Genomic DNA, 17176 nt, shown 5'->3' with positions numbered 1-17176 from the left:
AGGACGCGACGTTCATCTAGGCGGCAGTTCGCCTAAAGAGCCTAAAGATGAGCCTAAAAGCGTTCATGGAAGGTGCGGTTAATCACATCCAACTGTTGTTCGCGGGTGAGTTTGATAAAGTTCACCGCATAGCCCGACACCCGGATGGTGAGTTGGGGGTACAGTTCAGGGTGATCCATGGCATCCAACAACATTTCGCGGTTAAGCACGTTGACGTTGAGGTGGAAGCCTTGGTCGTGGATGTAGCCATCCAGCAGATTCACCAAGTTGCTGATTCGATCCTCCCGTGTCTTGCCAAGGGCACTGGGCACGATGGAGAACGTGTTGGAGATGCCATCTTGGGCATGGACATAGGGCAACTTGGCCACGGATGCCAGTGAGGCGATCGCCCCTTTCGTATCGCGACCGTGCATGGGGTTGGCGCCCGGCGCAAAGGGTTCACCGGCTTTGCGGCCATCGGGAGTATTGCCGGTTTTCTTGCCATAGACGACGTTGGAGGTAATCGTCAGGATTGACTGCGTAGGCACGGCATTGCGGTAGGTTTTGTGTTTGCGGATTTCATTCATGAAGGTTTCCACGACCCACACCGCGAGACTATCCACGCGATCGTCGTTGTTGCCGTACTTCGGAAAATCACCCTTAATCTCGTAGTCCACCGCCAACCCTTCGGCATTGCGGATCACTTTCACCTCGGCGTACTTAATGGCCGAGAGGGCATCCGCCACCACCGATAGACCCGCCACACCACAGGCCATGGTGCGAAAGACATCGCGATCGTGGAGCGCCATCTCCAGCCGCTCGTAGCAGTACTTATCGTGCATGTAGTGGATGACGTTGAGGGTATTGACATACACCTTCGCCAACCAAGCCATCATCTGTTCAAAGCGCGGCAGCACTTCTTCCCACTTCAGGGTGTCGCCTGTAATCGGCGCAAACATCGGTGCCACTTGCTGGCCAGAGACTTCATCCCGACCGCCATTGATTGCGTAGAGGAGGGCTTTGGCTAAATTCACCCGTGCCCCAAAGAATTGCATTTGTTTGCCGACCCGCATCGCTGAGACACAGCAGGCGATCGCGTAGTCATCGCCCCAGTAGGGACGCATCAAGTCATCGTTTTCGTATTGGATCGAACTGGTGTCAATGGAAACTTGGGCGCAGAAGCGTTTGAAGGCCTCTGGCAAGTTTTCCGACCACAGCACCGTCAAGTTGGGTTCGGGGGCAGGCCCAAGGGTATAGAGCGTATTCAGAATACGGAAGCTGGTTTTCGTCACCAATGGGCGACCATCAAGACCCATGCCACCAATGGATTCCGTGACCCATGTGGGATCGCCAGAGAAGAGTTCATTGTATTCCGGCGTCCGCAGGAAGCGCACCATCCGCAGTTTCATCACAAAGTGGTCAATCCATTCTTGGATCTCAGCTTCTGTGGCTGTGCCGTGGCGCAAATCCCGTTCAAAGTAAATGTCGAGGAAGGTGGAGACCCGCCCAAGGGACATGGCGGCGCCGTTTTGTTCTTTGACAGCCGCAAGGTAGCCAAAATAGAGCCACTGAATCGCCTCTTTGCCATTGGCCGCTGGCCGCGAAATATCAAAGCCATAGCTGGCGGCCATTTCCTTGAGTTCATTGAGGGCTTTGATTTGCTCTGAGAGTTCTTCCCGTAGGCGGATGGTTTCTTCGTCCATGACATCCACTTCTAGGGAAGCCTGCTGTGCCTGTTTGTCGGCAATCAAGCGATCTACCCCATAGAGAGCTACGCGGCGATAGTCACCAATAATCCGACCGCGGCCATAGGCATCCGGCAGTCCCGTAATGATCCCCGATTTACGACAGCGGCGCATTTCGGGTGTGTAGGCATCAAAGACGCCATCGTTATGGGTTTTGCGATATTTGGTGAAGATTTCCTTCGTGTGCGGCTCCAATTCGTAGCCGTAGGCCTTGAGGGAGGTTTCAACAACGCGAATGCCACCAAAGGGCATAATCGCCCGTTTCAGGGGCTGATCGGTTTGCAGGCCAACGATTTGCTCCAACTCGCGATCAATGTAGCCCGGTGCGTGGGCTGTAATCGAAGAGGGGACACTGGTATCGGCATCGAGCACCCCTTTTTCGCGCTCTAGTGCCATCAGGTCGCGCACTTTTGCCCATAGTTGTTGGGTGCGATCGCTAGCGCCTGTGAGGAAGGAGGCATCCCCAGCGTAGGGGGTATAGTTGCGTTGAATAAAGTCGCGCACATCAATGCGATCGACCCAATCACCACCCGTAAATTCTCGCCATGCCGCTTCGGGCAATTCTGTGTAGCGTGTACAGTTCATAATCAATGTTCCTCATCAAGTGTGCAGCAATTTCTCGCGATCGCCCTTCACCGATAGCGATCGCCCCTTCAAACCAGCAAGAACCTGCTAACTGCAAATGCTAGAAAATACGCAAGAGATTAAGCGATTGCGATCAAACGAGAAATGCAAGTGAACTTTTTGTAGGCCAAGCCTCATCACTCTTTTTTGGCCTGCTCACACCTACACTTTCATTATAACCCGTGGGTTCTAGGGACTTTTTTTACGAAATTTTTGCGGAATTGTTGCGCAACACAAATCTTTTTTTCATTTGTTTAGGTATTTAGGCCGCGATCGCCTCGGTGTCTGAACTTACCTGCAAGCGCTCAATTGCTGCATCCAGCAGGGCTAAACCAGCCTCTAGGGTTTCAATGCGACACAATTCACTGCGCAGTTCTGCGGCATCAGCAAAGCCCTTGGCGTACCACGTCAAATGTTTACGGGCTTGGCGAATCCCCCGTTCCCCCTTGTATTCCCAGAGGGCAATGAGATGATCCCGCGCACAGTGCAGACGTTCAACCACCGTTGGCGCAGGCCGCAATTCCCCGGTTTTCAAAAAGTGATCAATTTCCCCCACCAAGAAGGGATAACCCATCGTTCCTCGCGAGCACATCACCCCATCCGCCCCAGTTTGCTCTAGGCAGCGCACCGCCGCTTCCACCGAGAAAATATCGCCATTGGCAATCACGGGAATACTGACGCGCTCCTTCACCCGCGCAATCCACTCCCAGCGAGCTGGGCCATTAAAGCCTTGGGCACGGGTTCGCCCATGAACTGTGATCATGGCAGCGCCAGCATCTTCCATCGCCTTGGCAAAGTCAAGGATATTAATCTCCTGATCGCTCCAACCAATGCGGGTTTTGACCGTAACCGGCACAGGCACCGCCTTGGAGACCGTCCGCACAATTGTTGCTGCCGTTTGCACATCCCGCAGCAGCGAAGAACCACCGCCATTCTTCGTAATTTTATTCACGGGGCAGCCCATATTGATATCTACCGTATCCGCCCCTTCAGCTACCGCCTTTATCGCTGCTTCCGCTAGAAAATCAGGGCGGCAGTCAAAAAGCTGAATACTAATGGGGTGCTCATTGGCATCCACTTCCATGATCCGGGGCAATGTTTTCAGATAGTGCAACCCCGAAGCACTGACCATCTCCGTGTACATCATTGAGTCGGGGGCATAACGGCGCACCAATCGCCGAAACACCAAATCAGTTACCCCGGCCAACGGGGACTGCAAGACCCGACTATTGACCGTAACAGAGCCAATCTGCAATGGCGTTGCCAAACGGGCTTTTAGCTCTGGAGACAGGGTTAACATAACTCCCACGAAAGCTCAATGCTGCTGCTGCGGTGTTTGCTCTTGATAGGCTGAGTAGACTGCCCGCACATTATACCAGTTCAAAAAGATACGAGCCACTTCCAAGGCATCTTGAGGGCGACCGATATTAATCAGCCATTGCAACAGGGGCGCCAGTGTTTTTTCATTGAGAATGCCGCCGAGGGATAGGATGGCCCAAAGGAAATAGTGAAAGGGCGTCATTTGAATCATGAGCTTCACTTCCCAAATGGGATGCTTTTTATAGAACAAGACCCCCATTCGTCCCCTTTCAATCTCTTTCTGAATCAGGGTGGGCACTTGACTGAGGGAAAAGGGGGGATGCCAGTGGTAGCCAACGGCTGCGGGGCACTTCAGCAATCGCAAACCCAATTTCTTGAGGCGCACCCCTAGTTCTAAATCTTCCCAGCCATAGAGTTGAAACTGGGTATCAAAGAGGCCTGCTTTTTCCAACCAATGGCGGGCGATCGCCACATTTCCCGTTGCAAAATAGGCGGCTGAAAAATCAATGATTTTGTAGGGTTCTGAGGTTGGCTCTTCAAAATTACAGGTATTAATCACACGACCATAGGAAAAAGCAGGAACCTGAGCAATATCCTCAATGCCAAGACGTTCTTTTTCTTGAGTTAAGCACTTCCCATGGGCTTCTAAAAACGTTTCCGTCACCACCAAGTCACTATCAATAAAGATAATCCAGTCCCCCTGAGCCACCTGAAGCCCCAAGTTACGGGCAGCCGCAGGACCCAGATGTTCCTGTTGAAACCAGCGGACACAGGGAAACGCTTCACGATGTGCCTCAAGCCACTCAATGGTGTTGTCTGTTGAGCCATCGTCAACAATAATGACCTCATAGCCCTCAATGCCTAAGTCTGGATTCCACGTTTGATGGGCGATCGCGCGAACACACTTTTCTAGAATGGGCAAGCGATTATAGGTAGGAATTACGACACTAAAAAACATGGTCACTCCAGAAATGTGGTCTTGAGCTACTCAACTAGCTTGTTCTATCTAAAACCCAACTATGGAGACGGTGGGAACAAAGGCGCGGGAATGCATGGTGGAGAATTTTTTCTGCTTCTGTTCCTTTATAACATTGCTTTAACTGCCGCAGGAGTTGGAATGTTTTCCACAAGTCTTTCTCTGCTTCTTGAGCCTCAGTTGGTGAAATTCCTAGCTTGGCACTTAGGAGTTGCTGCCAGTGGCGCGAACGAATCCGTTGACTATTTTGAGCTTGCTGCCAACGATAAAGGCTGGAGGTTTGTTTGCGATGTACTCGATATTGGAGAAGTACCTCTGGGACATTTCCCATCTTGAACCCTGCCGCCCATGCCCGCTGCCATAGATCATAATCTTCCACCAGTGACCACTCAGAGGAGTACCTCAGTTCTTTGAAAACACTGGAGTGACCCATTACAGATGGATGGGCAAAAGGTACACCAAATAACAATTCAATTTCGCAACCTTCATGGGAAGGAGGATAGTGCCAAGAACCAATCGCTGCCCCAATGAGCTGAACAGATGAGCCACAAAGATGTAATTTATTTTTTTCTAGAAATTCAAGTTGACTTTCTAACCTGTTAGGTAAAGTCAAATCATCTGCATCCATTCTAGCGATATACTGACCCTTAGCAAGTTCAATTGCTTGATTCAGTGTATAAATCAAACCTTGATTATCCCGACGAATTAAATGAATACGAGCATCAAGTTTTGCATAATTTGATAAAATTTCAAAGGAATTATCTGAAGAACCATCATCAATAACAATGAGTTCAAAATCATTAAAGGATTGATTAAGAATAGAATTTATAGCTAATTCAATATATTGGTCAGAATTAAAAACTGGTAAAATAACTGAAATAGTCGGACTATTGTGTATATTCATCATTAACAATAACTAAATCATCTCAAATTCTAATCCAAGTCTTTGGAATTAAATCCGAATCATCCTTATCAGATGTGGCGAACCATTTTTGAGGAGCAATTACAATTTTTTCAGGGCTATTATTTAGCCAAGCTCCCCACCAACTAAACGTACTGTTGGCAATAATATGATGACGACATAGACTCATTAATCGCATATCATTATAGCTCTCCTGACCAGTATTATTTTCCACATAGTAAACAGGGTGCGAGATCTCTAAGTTTGATTTTGCCCATTCAGCTTCGTCTGAAAAAACAAAGAATACAGGATCATCTATAAGTGACGTGATATATTCAATGGCTCGATAGTAATAGTCAAGCTGACAGACGCCGTGAACTTTATGGGTCATAGGATTTGAAACATAATCTCCACGACGAATATGGAGACTAATTGAATGACACTGGGTAATTTTATCTGCCCATTGAGCATTTATTTCTGACAAGGGTTGCCTAAACTTGAAATCTTCCCGTAGAACGTCAGCAATTTCGCTAAAGTATTTTTCTGATTGCCAGTAACCCTGAAGGTAGGCAGTACTGGGGATAGAGTGAATTTGTTCCCAATAGTGATAGTGAGGTTCAAGAATTAGTCGTCCCTTACATAGTGCTGAAAGTTGCAGGTTGGCGATCGCTCTCCTGATTTTTGGTACCCCCCACCAACCCAAAACAGACTTCAAATCTTCAAGAGAAGCAATTGGGGCCTCACAGCAAAATACACGATGTAGCTCAAACCCTTGATGAAGCTGGTAACTTGCAAAATCGGAAATATCTAAACGCAAGGGCACTCCCCTAGTCATAGACAAAGCCCTTCCTACAGCATACTGGAACATCTGATTGCCAAGGCCACCGATAAGATTGACAAAGATCATCATTCCGAGTGTTTATGACTAGCGTTGACTTGATCCAAAATGCCGTGAACAATGGTCTGCACAAAGTGAGCAATAGAAAACCGCTGTGCTTGGGGAGAGTGCAGAAAATTCCAAATCGCTTGCTGGTAGCCTTTATAGATCTCTTCTGGCATCGTCTTGAGAAAGTTGTATAAAGAGTCGTAGGAAGAAAACTCTCTACGGTCAATAAAACAAGCCTTAGGAATGTAGTCGGTAATGTCTGGTGCCCCCCAGTAGATCGGCACGTTCCCGGCGCAAAAGGCATCAAAAATTTTCTCTGTGATGTAACCACGAAAAATCGCGTTCTCATAGACAATCGAGAAGCGGGACTGTCGTAATACTTCACTCTTTGTGGGCACAATGCCCCGCCAAGACGGAAACGGGGGCAATGGTCTGTGAATCCACCTTTTTTCTAAGGCGTGAATGATATCTCCTACCACGGGCTGTTGGGCTGAATGATTCCAACCGTGACCATAAAGGGCAAAGTCCTGTGGTGCATGACGTTCAAACCAGCGAATAGCTCTGACCCGCTCGCGGTAGAGATCTTGAGAGGGAGCCCACCAAGCCAAAGCCTTATTACTGTTGATTAAAACAATCAACTGAGGACGTTGCCCATAGCCATCTACACCACCTGTTATCTTGAACGGGTGAGGCAGTTGAATTTGCTGAGCCTGCTTGATAGCTAGGTCAGGGTTCCAAGTAAACACACTTTGATAGCGACGCAATAAGAACCGCTGCCCATTGGCTGGATAGATCAAGGGATGTTCAGCGAGAATTACAAACTTTGGAGACTTAGAGCGGGGAGCTTGAACATTAAGATGGAGTTCAAAATCGGGGTCATGACAGCATTCATCAAGGCCAACAAGTTCAACGCCCTGAGCACGAAACCCCTCCCGCAGGGCAACCCAAGGCTGTGTTAGCCCGTCTGGAGATCCATTCGGATCAAAAAATACGGCTGTGGGAATATCAGGATAGACAAAAAGACCAGTTAATCTTTGCTTTGTCATTGCATGATTTTCTAGGTTAAAACTCAAATGCTCTTTAAGCGCCAGCTTTCCCAAACAAATTCATAATTCCACATTTCAATATGAGTTCTTGTTAGCTGAGAGCGTAAATTCTGACGCTTTTCCTCTGCGTTCTCAACAAAATTATGAAACTGAATCTGAAGATATTTTATCTTTTCTATTAAATCAGAATTGATGAGCTTTTTCACTAAATTATACTCTCCTCCTTCAATGTTAATTTTCATCAAATCTACTTTTTCGATACCAAGCTCCTTGAAAACAGTAGCACAGTTTCGTAGTTGGGCTATTTCCTCTGATGTTTTTGAATTTCTTTTATAAAAACTTGACGAGTCCTCAGCTATGTGAATTTGAGAAATTTCATCGGCGTCAGACAGTCCATAATTCAGGGCAATAATCTTTGCATTACCAGTAAACCGTTTCTTACAAATATGATAGAAGACTGAAACCGGTTCAAAAACAAATACTCGACAATTGAATTTCTCATGAATGAGAGCAGTAAAGTCTCCTTTATATCCCCCCACATCTAGGACAATGCTCTCTGCATCAAGTGGATAATCAAGCCGCAAGGTACTATCGCCTTTATCTCGAAACCAGCGACGAACCTCTCTTTGAAATGAGTTTTGAATTAGCAATGAGTCAAGCCAGTCTAAAACTTTGTTCATACCTGAAAAATTTGATAAATGTCAATAAATCAAACGAGGTAAATCCCTAGGTCACTAACAGCCCGCTTACAACGCTTACGAAGCGATAAAAACGGCTACCATTGCCACCAAAGCCCCCACCGTTGTGTTGATGCCGTTAACGATTTCATTGCTCAGCCAAGTGTAGCGTTCCTGAAGGGTGGCTCCCACGAGACTCTCCACAAGGTTGGCTAGGAAAGCAGCAAGGATACAAATGGGGAGGGCGATCGCCCCCATCAAGCCCACACTCCAGCCTAGCACAGCAATCACGGTGGCACCAATTAGACCGGCCAGTGTTCCCTCTAAACTCACCGCTCCCTCTGTCCCTCGGGGCACCGGTTGCAATGTGGTAATGAGAAAGGTGCGCTGACCATAGGCTTTGCCCACTTCACTAGCACAGGTATCTGAGAGCTTGGTGCTAAAACTGGCCACAAACCCCACCAAAAATAACTCCCGCCATTGGGGTAGCAGGAGAGCAAGGAGTGCACAGAGGGTGCCTGTAAAGGCTGATCCCCAGACATTCTCTGGGCCGCGCGCCCCGGCGCGTTTTTCAGCAATGCCTGCGGCCTCTTTTTCGGCCATGCCAATGCGGGTGACGGCTGAACCGACAAGGAAATAGACCATGACAATCAGATAGCCCTGCCAGCCTAAGGTGCCCCAAATCAGCACGCCGAGGAGCCACGCATGGAAGAGACCTGCTAGGGTGAGTAATTTTTGCCGTGTAAGGAGGGCGATCGCCCCAAGGACGGTATTGAGCAAAATACCTATCCACCAAGGGTTCAGCAAAAGGATGCCATCCACGAGAACCGCACTCCGACTGTACTGGCAGCACCTTATCATACTTTTCAGGCATAGAGGACAAATGATGATCACTTGGCTATTGGAGCCACTGCAACATGCATTTATGGTTAAGGCGCTGGGGGTAAGCACCCTTGTGGGTTGTGTGTGTGCGGTATTGTCCTGTTTTTTAACCCTAAAGGGCTGGGCCTTGATGGGGGATGCGGTGTCCCATGCGGTCTTGCCCGGTGTGGTCTTGGCCTACTGGCTGGGGCTGCCCTTTGCTTTGGGGGCTTTTGTCTTTGGTCTGATGGCCGTGACCCTCATTGGCTTTATTCAACAGCAGACACGGGTGAAGGAGGATACAGTCATTGGCTTGGTGTTTACGGGCTTTTTTGCCTTGGGGTTAGTGCTGCTCTCGAAGACCGCCAGTAGTGTTGACCTGATGCATATTCTCTTTGGGAATGTCTTGGGGATTAGCGATCGCGACCTCTGGCAAACAGTGATTGTGAGCCTCATGACACTGATCACGATCGCCCTACTGCATCGGGATTTGATTCTCTTTTGCTTTGACCCGACCCATGCCCGCACCATTGGCTTAAATACAACCCTGCTCTACTATCTCCTGCTGGCGCTGCTGTCCCTCACCACCGTGGCTGCCCTGCAAACCGTGGGCATTATTCTCGTCGTGGCGATGCTAATTACACCGGGGGCAACGGCCTATTTGCTGAGCGATCGCTTTGGCATCATGGTACTCATTGCCTTGGCGGTGGGTGGCCTTGGCAGTTTATTGGGAACCTACCTCAGTTACTATCTCGATGCGTCAACAGGTGGCTGTATTGTTGTCCTGCAAACAGTGATTTTTTTGCTGGCGATGATTTTTGCCCCCAAGCACGGTCTGTTGGCCAAAGCCCGCTCTCCCCTGAGTTAGGTTTAAGGATTATTTTGTGGGGTGTTGCCGATGCCTTTGCTAGAGTTCATGATATAGTTGCCCCATATTTATCATGGGTGAAGACAGTTGCGTTATGGAGTCAGATCAACAGTGGCCTACGGAACCTGTTCCCTCTGAAGTCCCCGCCTCCTTTGTTTCGGGAGAGGTAGGCATTGCATCTGGCGACAATGGCCATGGCGCACCAACCGATGTGTTAAGGAGTTATGACAGCTTGGTGGAAACTTCAGCAGCGCGCATCAAAGTGATTGGTGTCGGTGGGGGCGGTGGCAACGCAGTCAACCGCATGATTGCCAGTAATGTGGCGGGTGTTGAATTTTGGTGCGTCAATACTGATGCGCAGGCGATCGCCCAATCCCAGGCCCACCGCTGCCTGCAAATTGGCCAGAAACTCACCCGTGGTCTCGGCGCCGGTGGCAACCCCGCCATTGGTCAAAAAGCGGCTGAAGAATCCCGCGAAGACCTTGCTGCGGCACTCAAGGATGCCGATTTGATTTTCATTACCTGCGGCATGGGGGGTGGTACCGGCACTGGCGCTGCCCCAATTGTGGCTGAAGTGGCTAAGGAACAGGGCGCCCTAACTGTTGCAGTCGTCACCCGTCCCTTTACCTTTGAGGGTCGTCGTCGAGCGAGCCAAGCGGATGAAGGAATCGAAGCCCTGCAAAGTCGTGTTGACACCCTCATCGTGATCCCCAATGACAAGATTCTCTCAGTGATTTCGGAGCAAACATCGGTTCAGGATGCGTTTCGAGTGGCCGATGATGTCCTGCGCCAAGGGGTTCAAGGGATTTCCGACATTATTAACCTGCCGGGGCTGATTAACGTTGATTTCGCCGATATTCGTTCGGTGATGGCTGATGCCGGTTCTGCCATGATGGGTATTGGTATTGCCTCTGGCAAGTCACGAGCTACGGAAGCTGCCGTCAGTGCAATTTCTTCGCCCCTACTGGAGGGGTCGATTGAGGGTGCCAAGGGCGTTGTCTTCAATATTACGGGGGGCACAGATCTCACCCTCCATGAGGTCAATGCCGCTGCCGAGGTGATCTACAATGTGGCCGATGCTAACGCCAATATCATTTTCGGTGCGGTGATTGATCCCCAAATGCAAGGGGAAGTTCAAGTCACCGTTATTGCCACTGGCTTTAGTGGTGAACCCATTAGCCGCACCCGTGCCACAACCAAAACGACACCCCTAACGAACCGCCCCCTAACGACGGCATCGCCTCCCCCGGAAGCCCCCGCACCACAACCAGAGGTTGAAGCCAAGCCGAAGTTAGACATTCCTGAGTTTCTCCAGCGACGGCGACCGAATCCTTAGGTATTATAAGGTGCCTATTTCTCACAGGGGATGGCAGGCCGTCTCAAAGACCTAATTCGCGGGCGATCGCTAGTAACCCCTCGCGGTAGGAAGGATAGCGGAGCTGAACGCCTAAAACCCGCTTGATTTTGTCATTGCGGACTCGGCGGGATTCGCGCCAAAAGGACTGGGCCATTGGACTCAGATTGGCTGCCTCTAACGGGATGGCTGGTGGGGCTGGGCGACCCAAAAGACGATAGGCCTCGAGTAGAACAGGGAGCGACTCTGAGGGTTGATCATCACTGAGGTTATAGATTTCCTGCGGCGTGGGTTGTGCCAGCGATCGCTCAAGGGTTTGGACAATATCGACCACATGAATACGGCAGAAGTAGTGCCCCGGTTTATCAATGAGTTGCACATCACCCTTGAGAATACGAGCAATGGGATTGCGTCCTTCTCCGGGGCCATAGATGCCGGGGAGTCGAAAGATATGGGTGGGCAGATTGGAGTTGAGAAAGGTTTGCTCAATGCTGACGCGGTGTTGTGAACGCAAATTTTGGGGATTGACGGGTGTGGTTTCATCTACCCAGCCCCCTTGGCGATCGCCATAGACCCCCGTTGTCGAAAGGTAGCCAAACCAGTGCAGATTCAGTTTCTCTAACTGCGGCAACAGTGCCAACGCAACCGCATCCTCCCCTTGGCGATCGGGAGGAATACTATTGAGGATGTGGGTTACCCCTTCAAGGGCGGCTGGTGCTAAGGGGACTGGCTCCCCCTGCTGCTCCCATGTAAAGGGAAAACAAGGAACAGTGCTGAGTTCTGGCGGCGGCTCTCCCCGACGGTTGGTAATGACCACATCAATGCCTTGGGCTTGGAGCGATCGCGCCAACCACGTTCCCGTATAACCGCAACCGAGAATGAGAACCCGCATTGCGCTCTATTCTTGGGAAGAGGCTGCTGGTGCTTCTACCAAACGCACCTTCGTAGCCAAACCCAGCAATTGCAACAAGCGAATGGTGAGCCACGTCAGATCCAGTTCCCACCACTGCAACCCATGGCGTGCCGAATATTGATAAGCATGGTGATTGTTATGCCAACCCTCGCCAAAGGTTAACAGGGCGACCCACCAGCAATTCGTTGAGTGATCCGTGGTTTCAAACGTGCGATAGCCAAAGGCATGGGTGGCACTATTCACCAGCCAAGTGGTGTGATAGACCGTTACAAGACGTACAAAAATTCCCCAAACCACAAATGGCCAACCGCCCCAGAGGTAAAGAACAATGGCCAAGACCACCTGAATTGGTAGAAAGTACTTGTCAAGAAACTGATACACCGGATCATCCGCAATATCTTTGGTGAAACGGGGAATCTCTGCCTCCGCTGGCACCTCACGAAACATCCATTCAATATGGCTCCACCAAAAGCCCTTACGGGAATCGTGGTGATCATTGGGTTGATCGGAGTACAGATGGTGATGGCGGTGCAGCCCAACCCACCAAATCGGCCCCCCTTGCATTGAGAGTGTGCCGCAAAAGACCAAGAAATACTCTAACCACTTGGGCACTTGGAAGCTGCGATGGGTAACGAGGCGGTGCCAACCAAGGGTAATACCAATGCCAGCAGTCAACCAGTGAAGTACAAGCGCCAGCAGGACTGCCTTCCAACTAAACATGCCGGGTAAAAACGCAAGAAGAGCACCGAGGTGCACAAAAATAATAAAGGTCGCCGTAGGCCAGGCAATGGGGGGTTTGGCAACGGTGGCTTGGGTCATGAACACATCCGTAAAACAACTGATTCGGCTGCTGTTCTCTCTAGGCTGAGCTTGAACAACACCCATCAGACTTTAGTATAACGAGCTACGGTTGAGTATCTTTACTTAGAGCGTTTTTCCCAAGACCAATGATTCGGCAATCCCCCCTATAAATTCCCTCTGGTGGGGGAAGTCTCTGGGGAGAGTGTCCCCGAAAATAGCAGGCATCATACCAAATAGCAGGCTGATTATTTCACTTTCTGTGGTTTTGTAACGAAATGTTGCATTTTCTCAGATTAATCCCTAGGATAGAGGGTAAGGTGTGGTAGTTATAGGAATCATGAAAACGCCACGTTGGACACGACTCATTGACTTCCTACAGCGGGAGATGGCACTGTCCACCGCTGCCATTGACTTCGGCCTCAAGCACTGCGATGAGCAGGTGAATCTGTTGCCCGTTGTTCTCTGGCAGTATGGCTTGGTGAGCCTTGAGCAGCTTGACCGCATCTTTGACTGGCTAGAAACCAGTCACTCCTAGTGGCGCTCTCAGAATTCCTTTATTTAGGCTTAATGAATCACGGTGTCCTTAGCAACAAAGTCATAGCTCTGGGAAATCCCTAATTGCTGAGGCAGAGAAATGGGACTTTGCCAGCCCACGGGTTGAATTGACAACAGGGGTGAGGGACTCTTGAACGTTCCCCAGAGATGAACCTTCTTACCGAGTAGCTCGGGCGGAACGGTAATTTTGTAACTGCAACCATGACTACCAGCAGGGGACAAAGTAGCGGTGGCACCCCCCACTGGAAAGCCGCCGGGAGGATGCAGTGTGGCATTAATCACAATCTCATTGCAGGAGATAGAAGGAGATTTATTGATCTTGCCGATAATCGTAGGGCGCACCCGTACATTACTTGGGGGTTGCAATTGCACGGTCTGGGTGGCAGCTAGAGGTACAGCACGGCTCACCGCGGGGCTGAGGGCAACGGCGAGGCAGGCGAGGAGTAAACCTTTTTGATTCAGCATTTGGGTGTCCTTTGTGTGAATGGAGAGAACAGTTTTGTCTAGCCCCTATGGGGTGAATACTCTTATCCTAGGGGGGCTGACTAAGAACATCCGTGGCGTTTCTCACCCGCAACCGATGATGCTCATCACCAAGGGCGGTGACCGTCGAACATGTTTAGCCTGCACTCCCCCATCCTCGCGTCACAGGTGGGGGTTAAGGCGCGGTAATGTAGCGAAGCGGAGTTGCCAATAGACCAATGAAGAAGAAAAAACGTTGAAGTTTCGGGCGGGTAGCCTCCTTCAGCGGCGATGATAGGCGTAACACGATTGTTTGAGAACAGCGATGTACACCGAGCAAATTAACCACATCAAATCCTACACGGCAAAGCTAACGGCAGCGATGCCCGATGCCATGAAGGCCTTTTATAGCTTGAGTCGGGCCTCGTCAACCCCCGGTGCTCTTGATACCAAAACCAAAGAGTTGATTGCCCTAGCTATTGGGGTTGCCAAACACTGTGACGGCTGCATTGCCTTCCACACCCGTGCTGCTTTGCATGCAGGCGCAACCCCTGAAGAAATCATGGAAACCCTCATGCTGACTGTAGCCATGGATGGCGGCCCTGCCTTGATGTATGCCACCCATGTGATGGAGGCGCTAGAGGAGTTTACCCAAGCGCAGACCCATTAGGACATTCCCCTCAGACTGCTGTCGTTTCAAGGGGCAATGGCTCCTCGGGTTCACTGACTTCAAGGAAAATTTCTTTGGCCGGTTCGTCGTAGCTAAAGAGTTCGGCGTAGCGTCCCCAGTCAATGGCGGTATTGAGCTGGCGATCGGCCTCCTGCGGCGTAAAGTGCCGCTCTAAAATATCCAGCACCAAACTTTCGGGAATGCGGTGGTTTTGCTTGGCCATTAGGAAAGTGTGGATTTGCTGCACAAGGCGAATATGCTTGAGGAGTTGTTGGCGAATAATCAGCTTGCGCTGGTCAATGTCCCCCTGAATAAAGGCATTGCCAATCGGGGTCACGCTGATGTCTCCCTCCTTGAGTTCCACCAGTTCCATCATCTGGGCGGCTTCGACAATGGGCAGAATATCATCTAGCTCCAGTTGCAGCTCTTGGGCAATGCGGTAGAGGTCTTCTTTGCGGTGTTCTAAGAGTTCCAATAGACCGGCGATCGAGCCAATGCGCACATGGGGGAGCAGCGGATAACGCGGTTCTTGACTCGTGGGCAGGGTAGCTGGCTTGGGTTCCAGTTGCTCCAATTCATCCACATGGGGATTGGTGAGAATTTTATAGATGCGATCCACGGTGGCTTGAAACTCAGGGTTCTTGCGATCGCGATAGTGGGGCAATGTCACTGGAAAGTCAGCGCGGACGCGACCGGGGTTGCTCCCCAAAACAATAATGCGATCGGCGAGAATGACCGCTTCTTCAATGTGGTGGGTGACAATCAAAATACTCTGGGTAGGAATTTTATGCTCTAGCCACAGATCGAGAAGTTCAAAGCGCAGGTTCTCTGCTGTCAGCACATCCAAGGCGGAAAATGGCTCATCCATACACAGGAGTTCCGGCTCCACCGCCAAAGCACGGGCAAATCCCACCCGCTGCCGCATTCCCCCCGACAGTTCCTTGGGGTAGGCGTTTTCAAAGCCATCCAAGCCAATAATGTCAATCATCCGCAGTGCCTTGCGGCGGCGCGATCGCGGGCCTTCTCCTAGAGCCTTTAGCCCCAATTCCACATTTTCTAAAACCGTTAGCCACGGATAGAGCGCCGAACTTTGAAAGACAATCGCAGCCCCCGGATTCAGGCCCTGCATTGGCTGCTCGCGGTACAAGACCTGCCCAGACGTAGGCGCAACCAAACCCGTAATAATGCGCATCAGGGTTGACTTACCGGATCCCGATGGCCCTAGGAGGGCAACAATTTCCCCCGTGCGCAATTCAAGGTTAATATTTTCCATAATGCTAATGACCTGACCGTTGGGCTGACGGTAGGCCTTACCCACATCCAGTAAGCGGACGAGCGATTCCCCTTTGGTTTTGGCGTGCATGGTCCTGCATCCTGTGGCATTTCCACCGTTAACCTACCATGAGGATTCAGGTCTTGGAAAACCTAGGGGACAAAAATTGCTACTAGGGTTGGCGATCGCCCCTCATTTGCGGAATTTTGGATAGCCCCCCTTGGGGTTTTATTGTAAACTGATCAGCGGTTTCTTCACAAAAGGTAACAATTCCGCTATGGGACTCTTTGATGGCCTTTTCCGTCGGGGCAAGCAAGCTGACGCCCAACCCAGCAAAGACTTTTTTCTCGATCCCGATGCAGCCAAGACCTACGGCAACATTGAGTACATGCGTACCGCCAAGGTCGTGAAAAAAACGTTCCCTGCAACCGGCGGTGCCAAAGAAGAGGTAGAAGTGGTGGAGTTGGTCTCCGCCATCGAAAGGGTAAATCCAGAGGCAGAAAACAAAGGTAAACCCGAACCCAGTGTCAGTGATGTGGTAACGCCCCCAGTGGAAGAACAGGAACGCCGTCGCAGTGATCCCAGCTTAGACCGCTTTCGCTCCATGGCCAAAGATCTACGCCGTGGCTAAAGCCTAAAAACTTGTGGGGGTTGGCACTTGCGCATCCCAAGGCTGCCCCCTAGGATCAATACAGCCCTTTTTGCAAAGTCTCTCACTCGCCAAGGAACGCTATCGGATGAACACCCTTTGGAGCAGTGCCGCGATCGCCTATCTGCACTACCTCAGCTTTATGGTGGCTTTTGCTGCCCTTGTGGTGGAGCACCTCACCCTGCGCAAGGATATAGACCTTAAACAGGCTTGGCGATTAGTGATTACGGATGCCCTCTATGGCATTGCTGCGGTGACTGTTCTTGTCACGGGCATTTTGCGGGTTCTCTATTTTGGCAAAGGCACTGAATATTATTTGGCCAACCCCATCTTTCACCTCAAGGTGGGCTTATTTATTTTGGTGGGGCTATTGTCGCTGTATCCAACGATCTCTTTTCTACTGTGGATTAAACCGCTGCGGGAAGAGAAGGCTCCCACCCTCGAGTTACCAACGGTGCAGCGTTTGACTTGGGTGATTCGGGCTGAACTGGCCTTTCTCAGTGCCATTCCCTTTTTAGCAGCGATGATGGCGCGGGGGATTGGTTTGGATTGGATTCAACGGGGATAAGCAGGGGTCATCTTCAGTAGGGGAGCGATCGCCCCTATGATAGATCTT

The 17176-nt window shown here is 50.5% G+C and carries 18 protein-coding genes; 6 read left to right on the top strand and 12 right to left on the bottom strand.

Translation table 11 applies throughout. The features are described from left to right. Positions 1 to 53: 53 nt before the first annotated feature. From pflB to RHH81_RS05775, 8 genes are all read right to left on the bottom strand, one after another. Positions 54 to 2309 carry a formate C-acetyltransferase gene (pflB, locus tag RHH81_RS05810; RefSeq protein ID WP_310743507.1) on the bottom strand — a complete coding sequence of 752 codons (2256 nt, stop codon included), beginning with the start codon at positions 2307 to 2309 and terminating at the stop codon, positions 54 to 56. A gap of 301 nt (positions 2310 to 2610) precedes the next feature. Continuing rightward, the gene (gene dusB / locus RHH81_RS05805; protein WP_206201463.1) at positions 2611 to 3648 is read right to left on the bottom strand and encodes a tRNA dihydrouridine synthase DusB; all 1038 of its coding nucleotides are present in this window, start codon (positions 3646 to 3648) and stop codon (positions 2611 to 2613) included. A gap of 15 nt (positions 3649 to 3663) precedes the next feature. After that, positions 3664 to 4626, bottom strand: coding sequence for a glycosyltransferase family 2 protein (locus RHH81_RS05800; protein ID WP_206201462.1), 963 nt, complete (start codon positions 4624 to 4626; stop codon positions 3664 to 3666). A gap of 34 nt (positions 4627 to 4660) precedes the next feature. Next, positions 4661 to 5551 carry a glycosyltransferase gene (locus RHH81_RS05795; protein WP_206201461.1) on the bottom strand — a complete coding sequence of 297 codons (891 nt, stop codon included), beginning with the start codon at positions 5549 to 5551 and terminating at the stop codon, positions 4661 to 4663. Between the two features lie 19 nt (positions 5552 to 5570). Further along, positions 5571 to 6455, bottom strand: coding sequence for an alpha-1,2-fucosyltransferase (locus RHH81_RS05790; RefSeq protein WP_225901671.1), 885 nt, complete (start codon positions 6453 to 6455; stop codon positions 5571 to 5573). Continuing rightward, positions 6452 to 7531, bottom strand: coding sequence for a glycosyltransferase family 10 domain-containing protein (locus tag RHH81_RS05785; RefSeq protein WP_310743506.1), 1080 nt, complete (start codon positions 7529 to 7531; stop codon positions 6452 to 6454). Before RHH81_RS05785 ends, RHH81_RS05790 begins: the two co-directional genes overlap by 4 nt. Then, complete coding sequence (locus tag RHH81_RS05780; protein ID WP_310743505.1) at positions 7501 to 8157, bottom strand: FkbM family methyltransferase; 657 nt, start codon at positions 8155 to 8157, stop codon at positions 7501 to 7503. Before RHH81_RS05780 ends, RHH81_RS05785 begins: the two co-directional genes overlap by 31 nt. A 75-nt stretch (positions 8158 to 8232) precedes the next feature. Continuing rightward, complete coding sequence (locus RHH81_RS05775) at positions 8233 to 9015, bottom strand: TIGR00297 family protein (RefSeq protein WP_315863394.1); 783 nt, start codon at positions 9013 to 9015, stop codon at positions 8233 to 8235. A 22-nt stretch (positions 9016 to 9037) separates the two neighbouring features. Here RHH81_RS05775 and RHH81_RS05770 point away from each other — a divergent pair, with 22 nt between their 5' ends. Both RHH81_RS05770 and ftsZ read left to right on the top strand, forming a co-directional pair. Beyond that, positions 9038 to 9883 (top strand): metal ABC transporter permease, encoded by an 846-nt coding sequence (locus RHH81_RS05770; RefSeq protein WP_304941103.1) that lies wholly within the window; start codon positions 9038 to 9040, stop codon positions 9881 to 9883. Positions 9884 to 9956: 73 nt separating this feature from the next. Next, on the top strand, positions 9957 to 11219 hold the full coding sequence (ftsZ, locus tag RHH81_RS05765) for a cell division protein FtsZ (RefSeq protein ID WP_206201457.1): 1263 nt from the start codon (positions 9957 to 9959) through the stop codon (positions 11217 to 11219). Between the two features lie 43 nt (positions 11220 to 11262). Here ftsZ and RHH81_RS05760 read toward each other — a convergent pair whose 3' ends face one another. Next, on the bottom strand, positions 11263 to 12129 hold the full coding sequence (locus RHH81_RS05760; protein ID WP_149817549.1) for an SDR family oxidoreductase: 867 nt from the start codon (positions 12127 to 12129) through the stop codon (positions 11263 to 11265). 6 nt (positions 12130 to 12135) lie between these two features. Further along, positions 12136 to 12969, bottom strand: a complete 834-nt coding sequence (locus RHH81_RS05755) for a fatty acid desaturase (RefSeq protein WP_206201629.1) — start codon at positions 12967 to 12969, stop codon at positions 12136 to 12138. A 319-nt stretch (positions 12970 to 13288) separates the two neighbouring features. Between RHH81_RS05755 and RHH81_RS05750 the strand changes: the two genes are divergently transcribed. Continuing rightward, the gene (locus RHH81_RS05750) at positions 13289 to 13486 is read left to right on the top strand and encodes a DUF2949 domain-containing protein (RefSeq protein ID WP_206201456.1); all 198 of its coding nucleotides are present in this window, start codon (positions 13289 to 13291) and stop codon (positions 13484 to 13486) included. A 29-nt stretch (positions 13487 to 13515) separates the two neighbouring features. On the opposite strand, the gene RHH81_RS05745 is transcribed toward RHH81_RS05750, so the two are convergent. Further along, the gene (locus tag RHH81_RS05745) at positions 13516 to 13971 is read right to left on the bottom strand and encodes a hypothetical protein (protein WP_206201455.1); all 456 of its coding nucleotides are present in this window, start codon (positions 13969 to 13971) and stop codon (positions 13516 to 13518) included. A gap of 322 nt (positions 13972 to 14293) precedes the next feature. On the opposite strand from RHH81_RS05745, the gene RHH81_RS05740 reads away from it, so the two are divergent. Beyond that, positions 14294 to 14638 carry a carboxymuconolactone decarboxylase family protein gene (locus RHH81_RS05740; protein ID WP_225901670.1) on the top strand — a complete coding sequence of 115 codons (345 nt, stop codon included), beginning with the start codon at positions 14294 to 14296 and terminating at the stop codon, positions 14636 to 14638. A gap of 10 nt (positions 14639 to 14648) precedes the next feature. On the opposite strand, the gene RHH81_RS05735 is transcribed toward RHH81_RS05740, so the two are convergent. After that, on the bottom strand, positions 14649 to 16001 hold the full coding sequence (locus tag RHH81_RS05735; RefSeq protein WP_149817559.1) for an AAA-associated domain-containing protein: 1353 nt from the start codon (positions 15999 to 16001) through the stop codon (positions 14649 to 14651). Positions 16002 to 16188: 187 nt separating this feature from the next. Here RHH81_RS05735 and RHH81_RS05730 point away from each other — a divergent pair, with 187 nt between their 5' ends. Together RHH81_RS05730 and RHH81_RS05725 are read left to right on the top strand one after the other, a co-directional pair. Continuing rightward, positions 16189 to 16542, top strand: a complete 354-nt coding sequence (locus tag RHH81_RS05730) for a hypothetical protein (protein WP_302676502.1) — start codon at positions 16189 to 16191, stop codon at positions 16540 to 16542. A gap of 106 nt (positions 16543 to 16648) precedes the next feature. After that, the gene (locus RHH81_RS05725; RefSeq protein ID WP_310438400.1) at positions 16649 to 17128 is read left to right on the top strand and encodes a DUF2214 family protein; all 480 of its coding nucleotides are present in this window, start codon (positions 16649 to 16651) and stop codon (positions 17126 to 17128) included. Positions 17129 to 17176 lie beyond the last annotated feature (48 nt).

It is taken from the genome of Thermosynechococcus sp. PKX95, assembly GCF_031583295.1.
GTDB lineage: Bacteria > Cyanobacteriota > Cyanobacteriia > Thermosynechococcales > Thermosynechococcaceae > Thermosynechococcus.
This window is presented reverse-complemented; position numbering and strand designations above follow the sequence as displayed.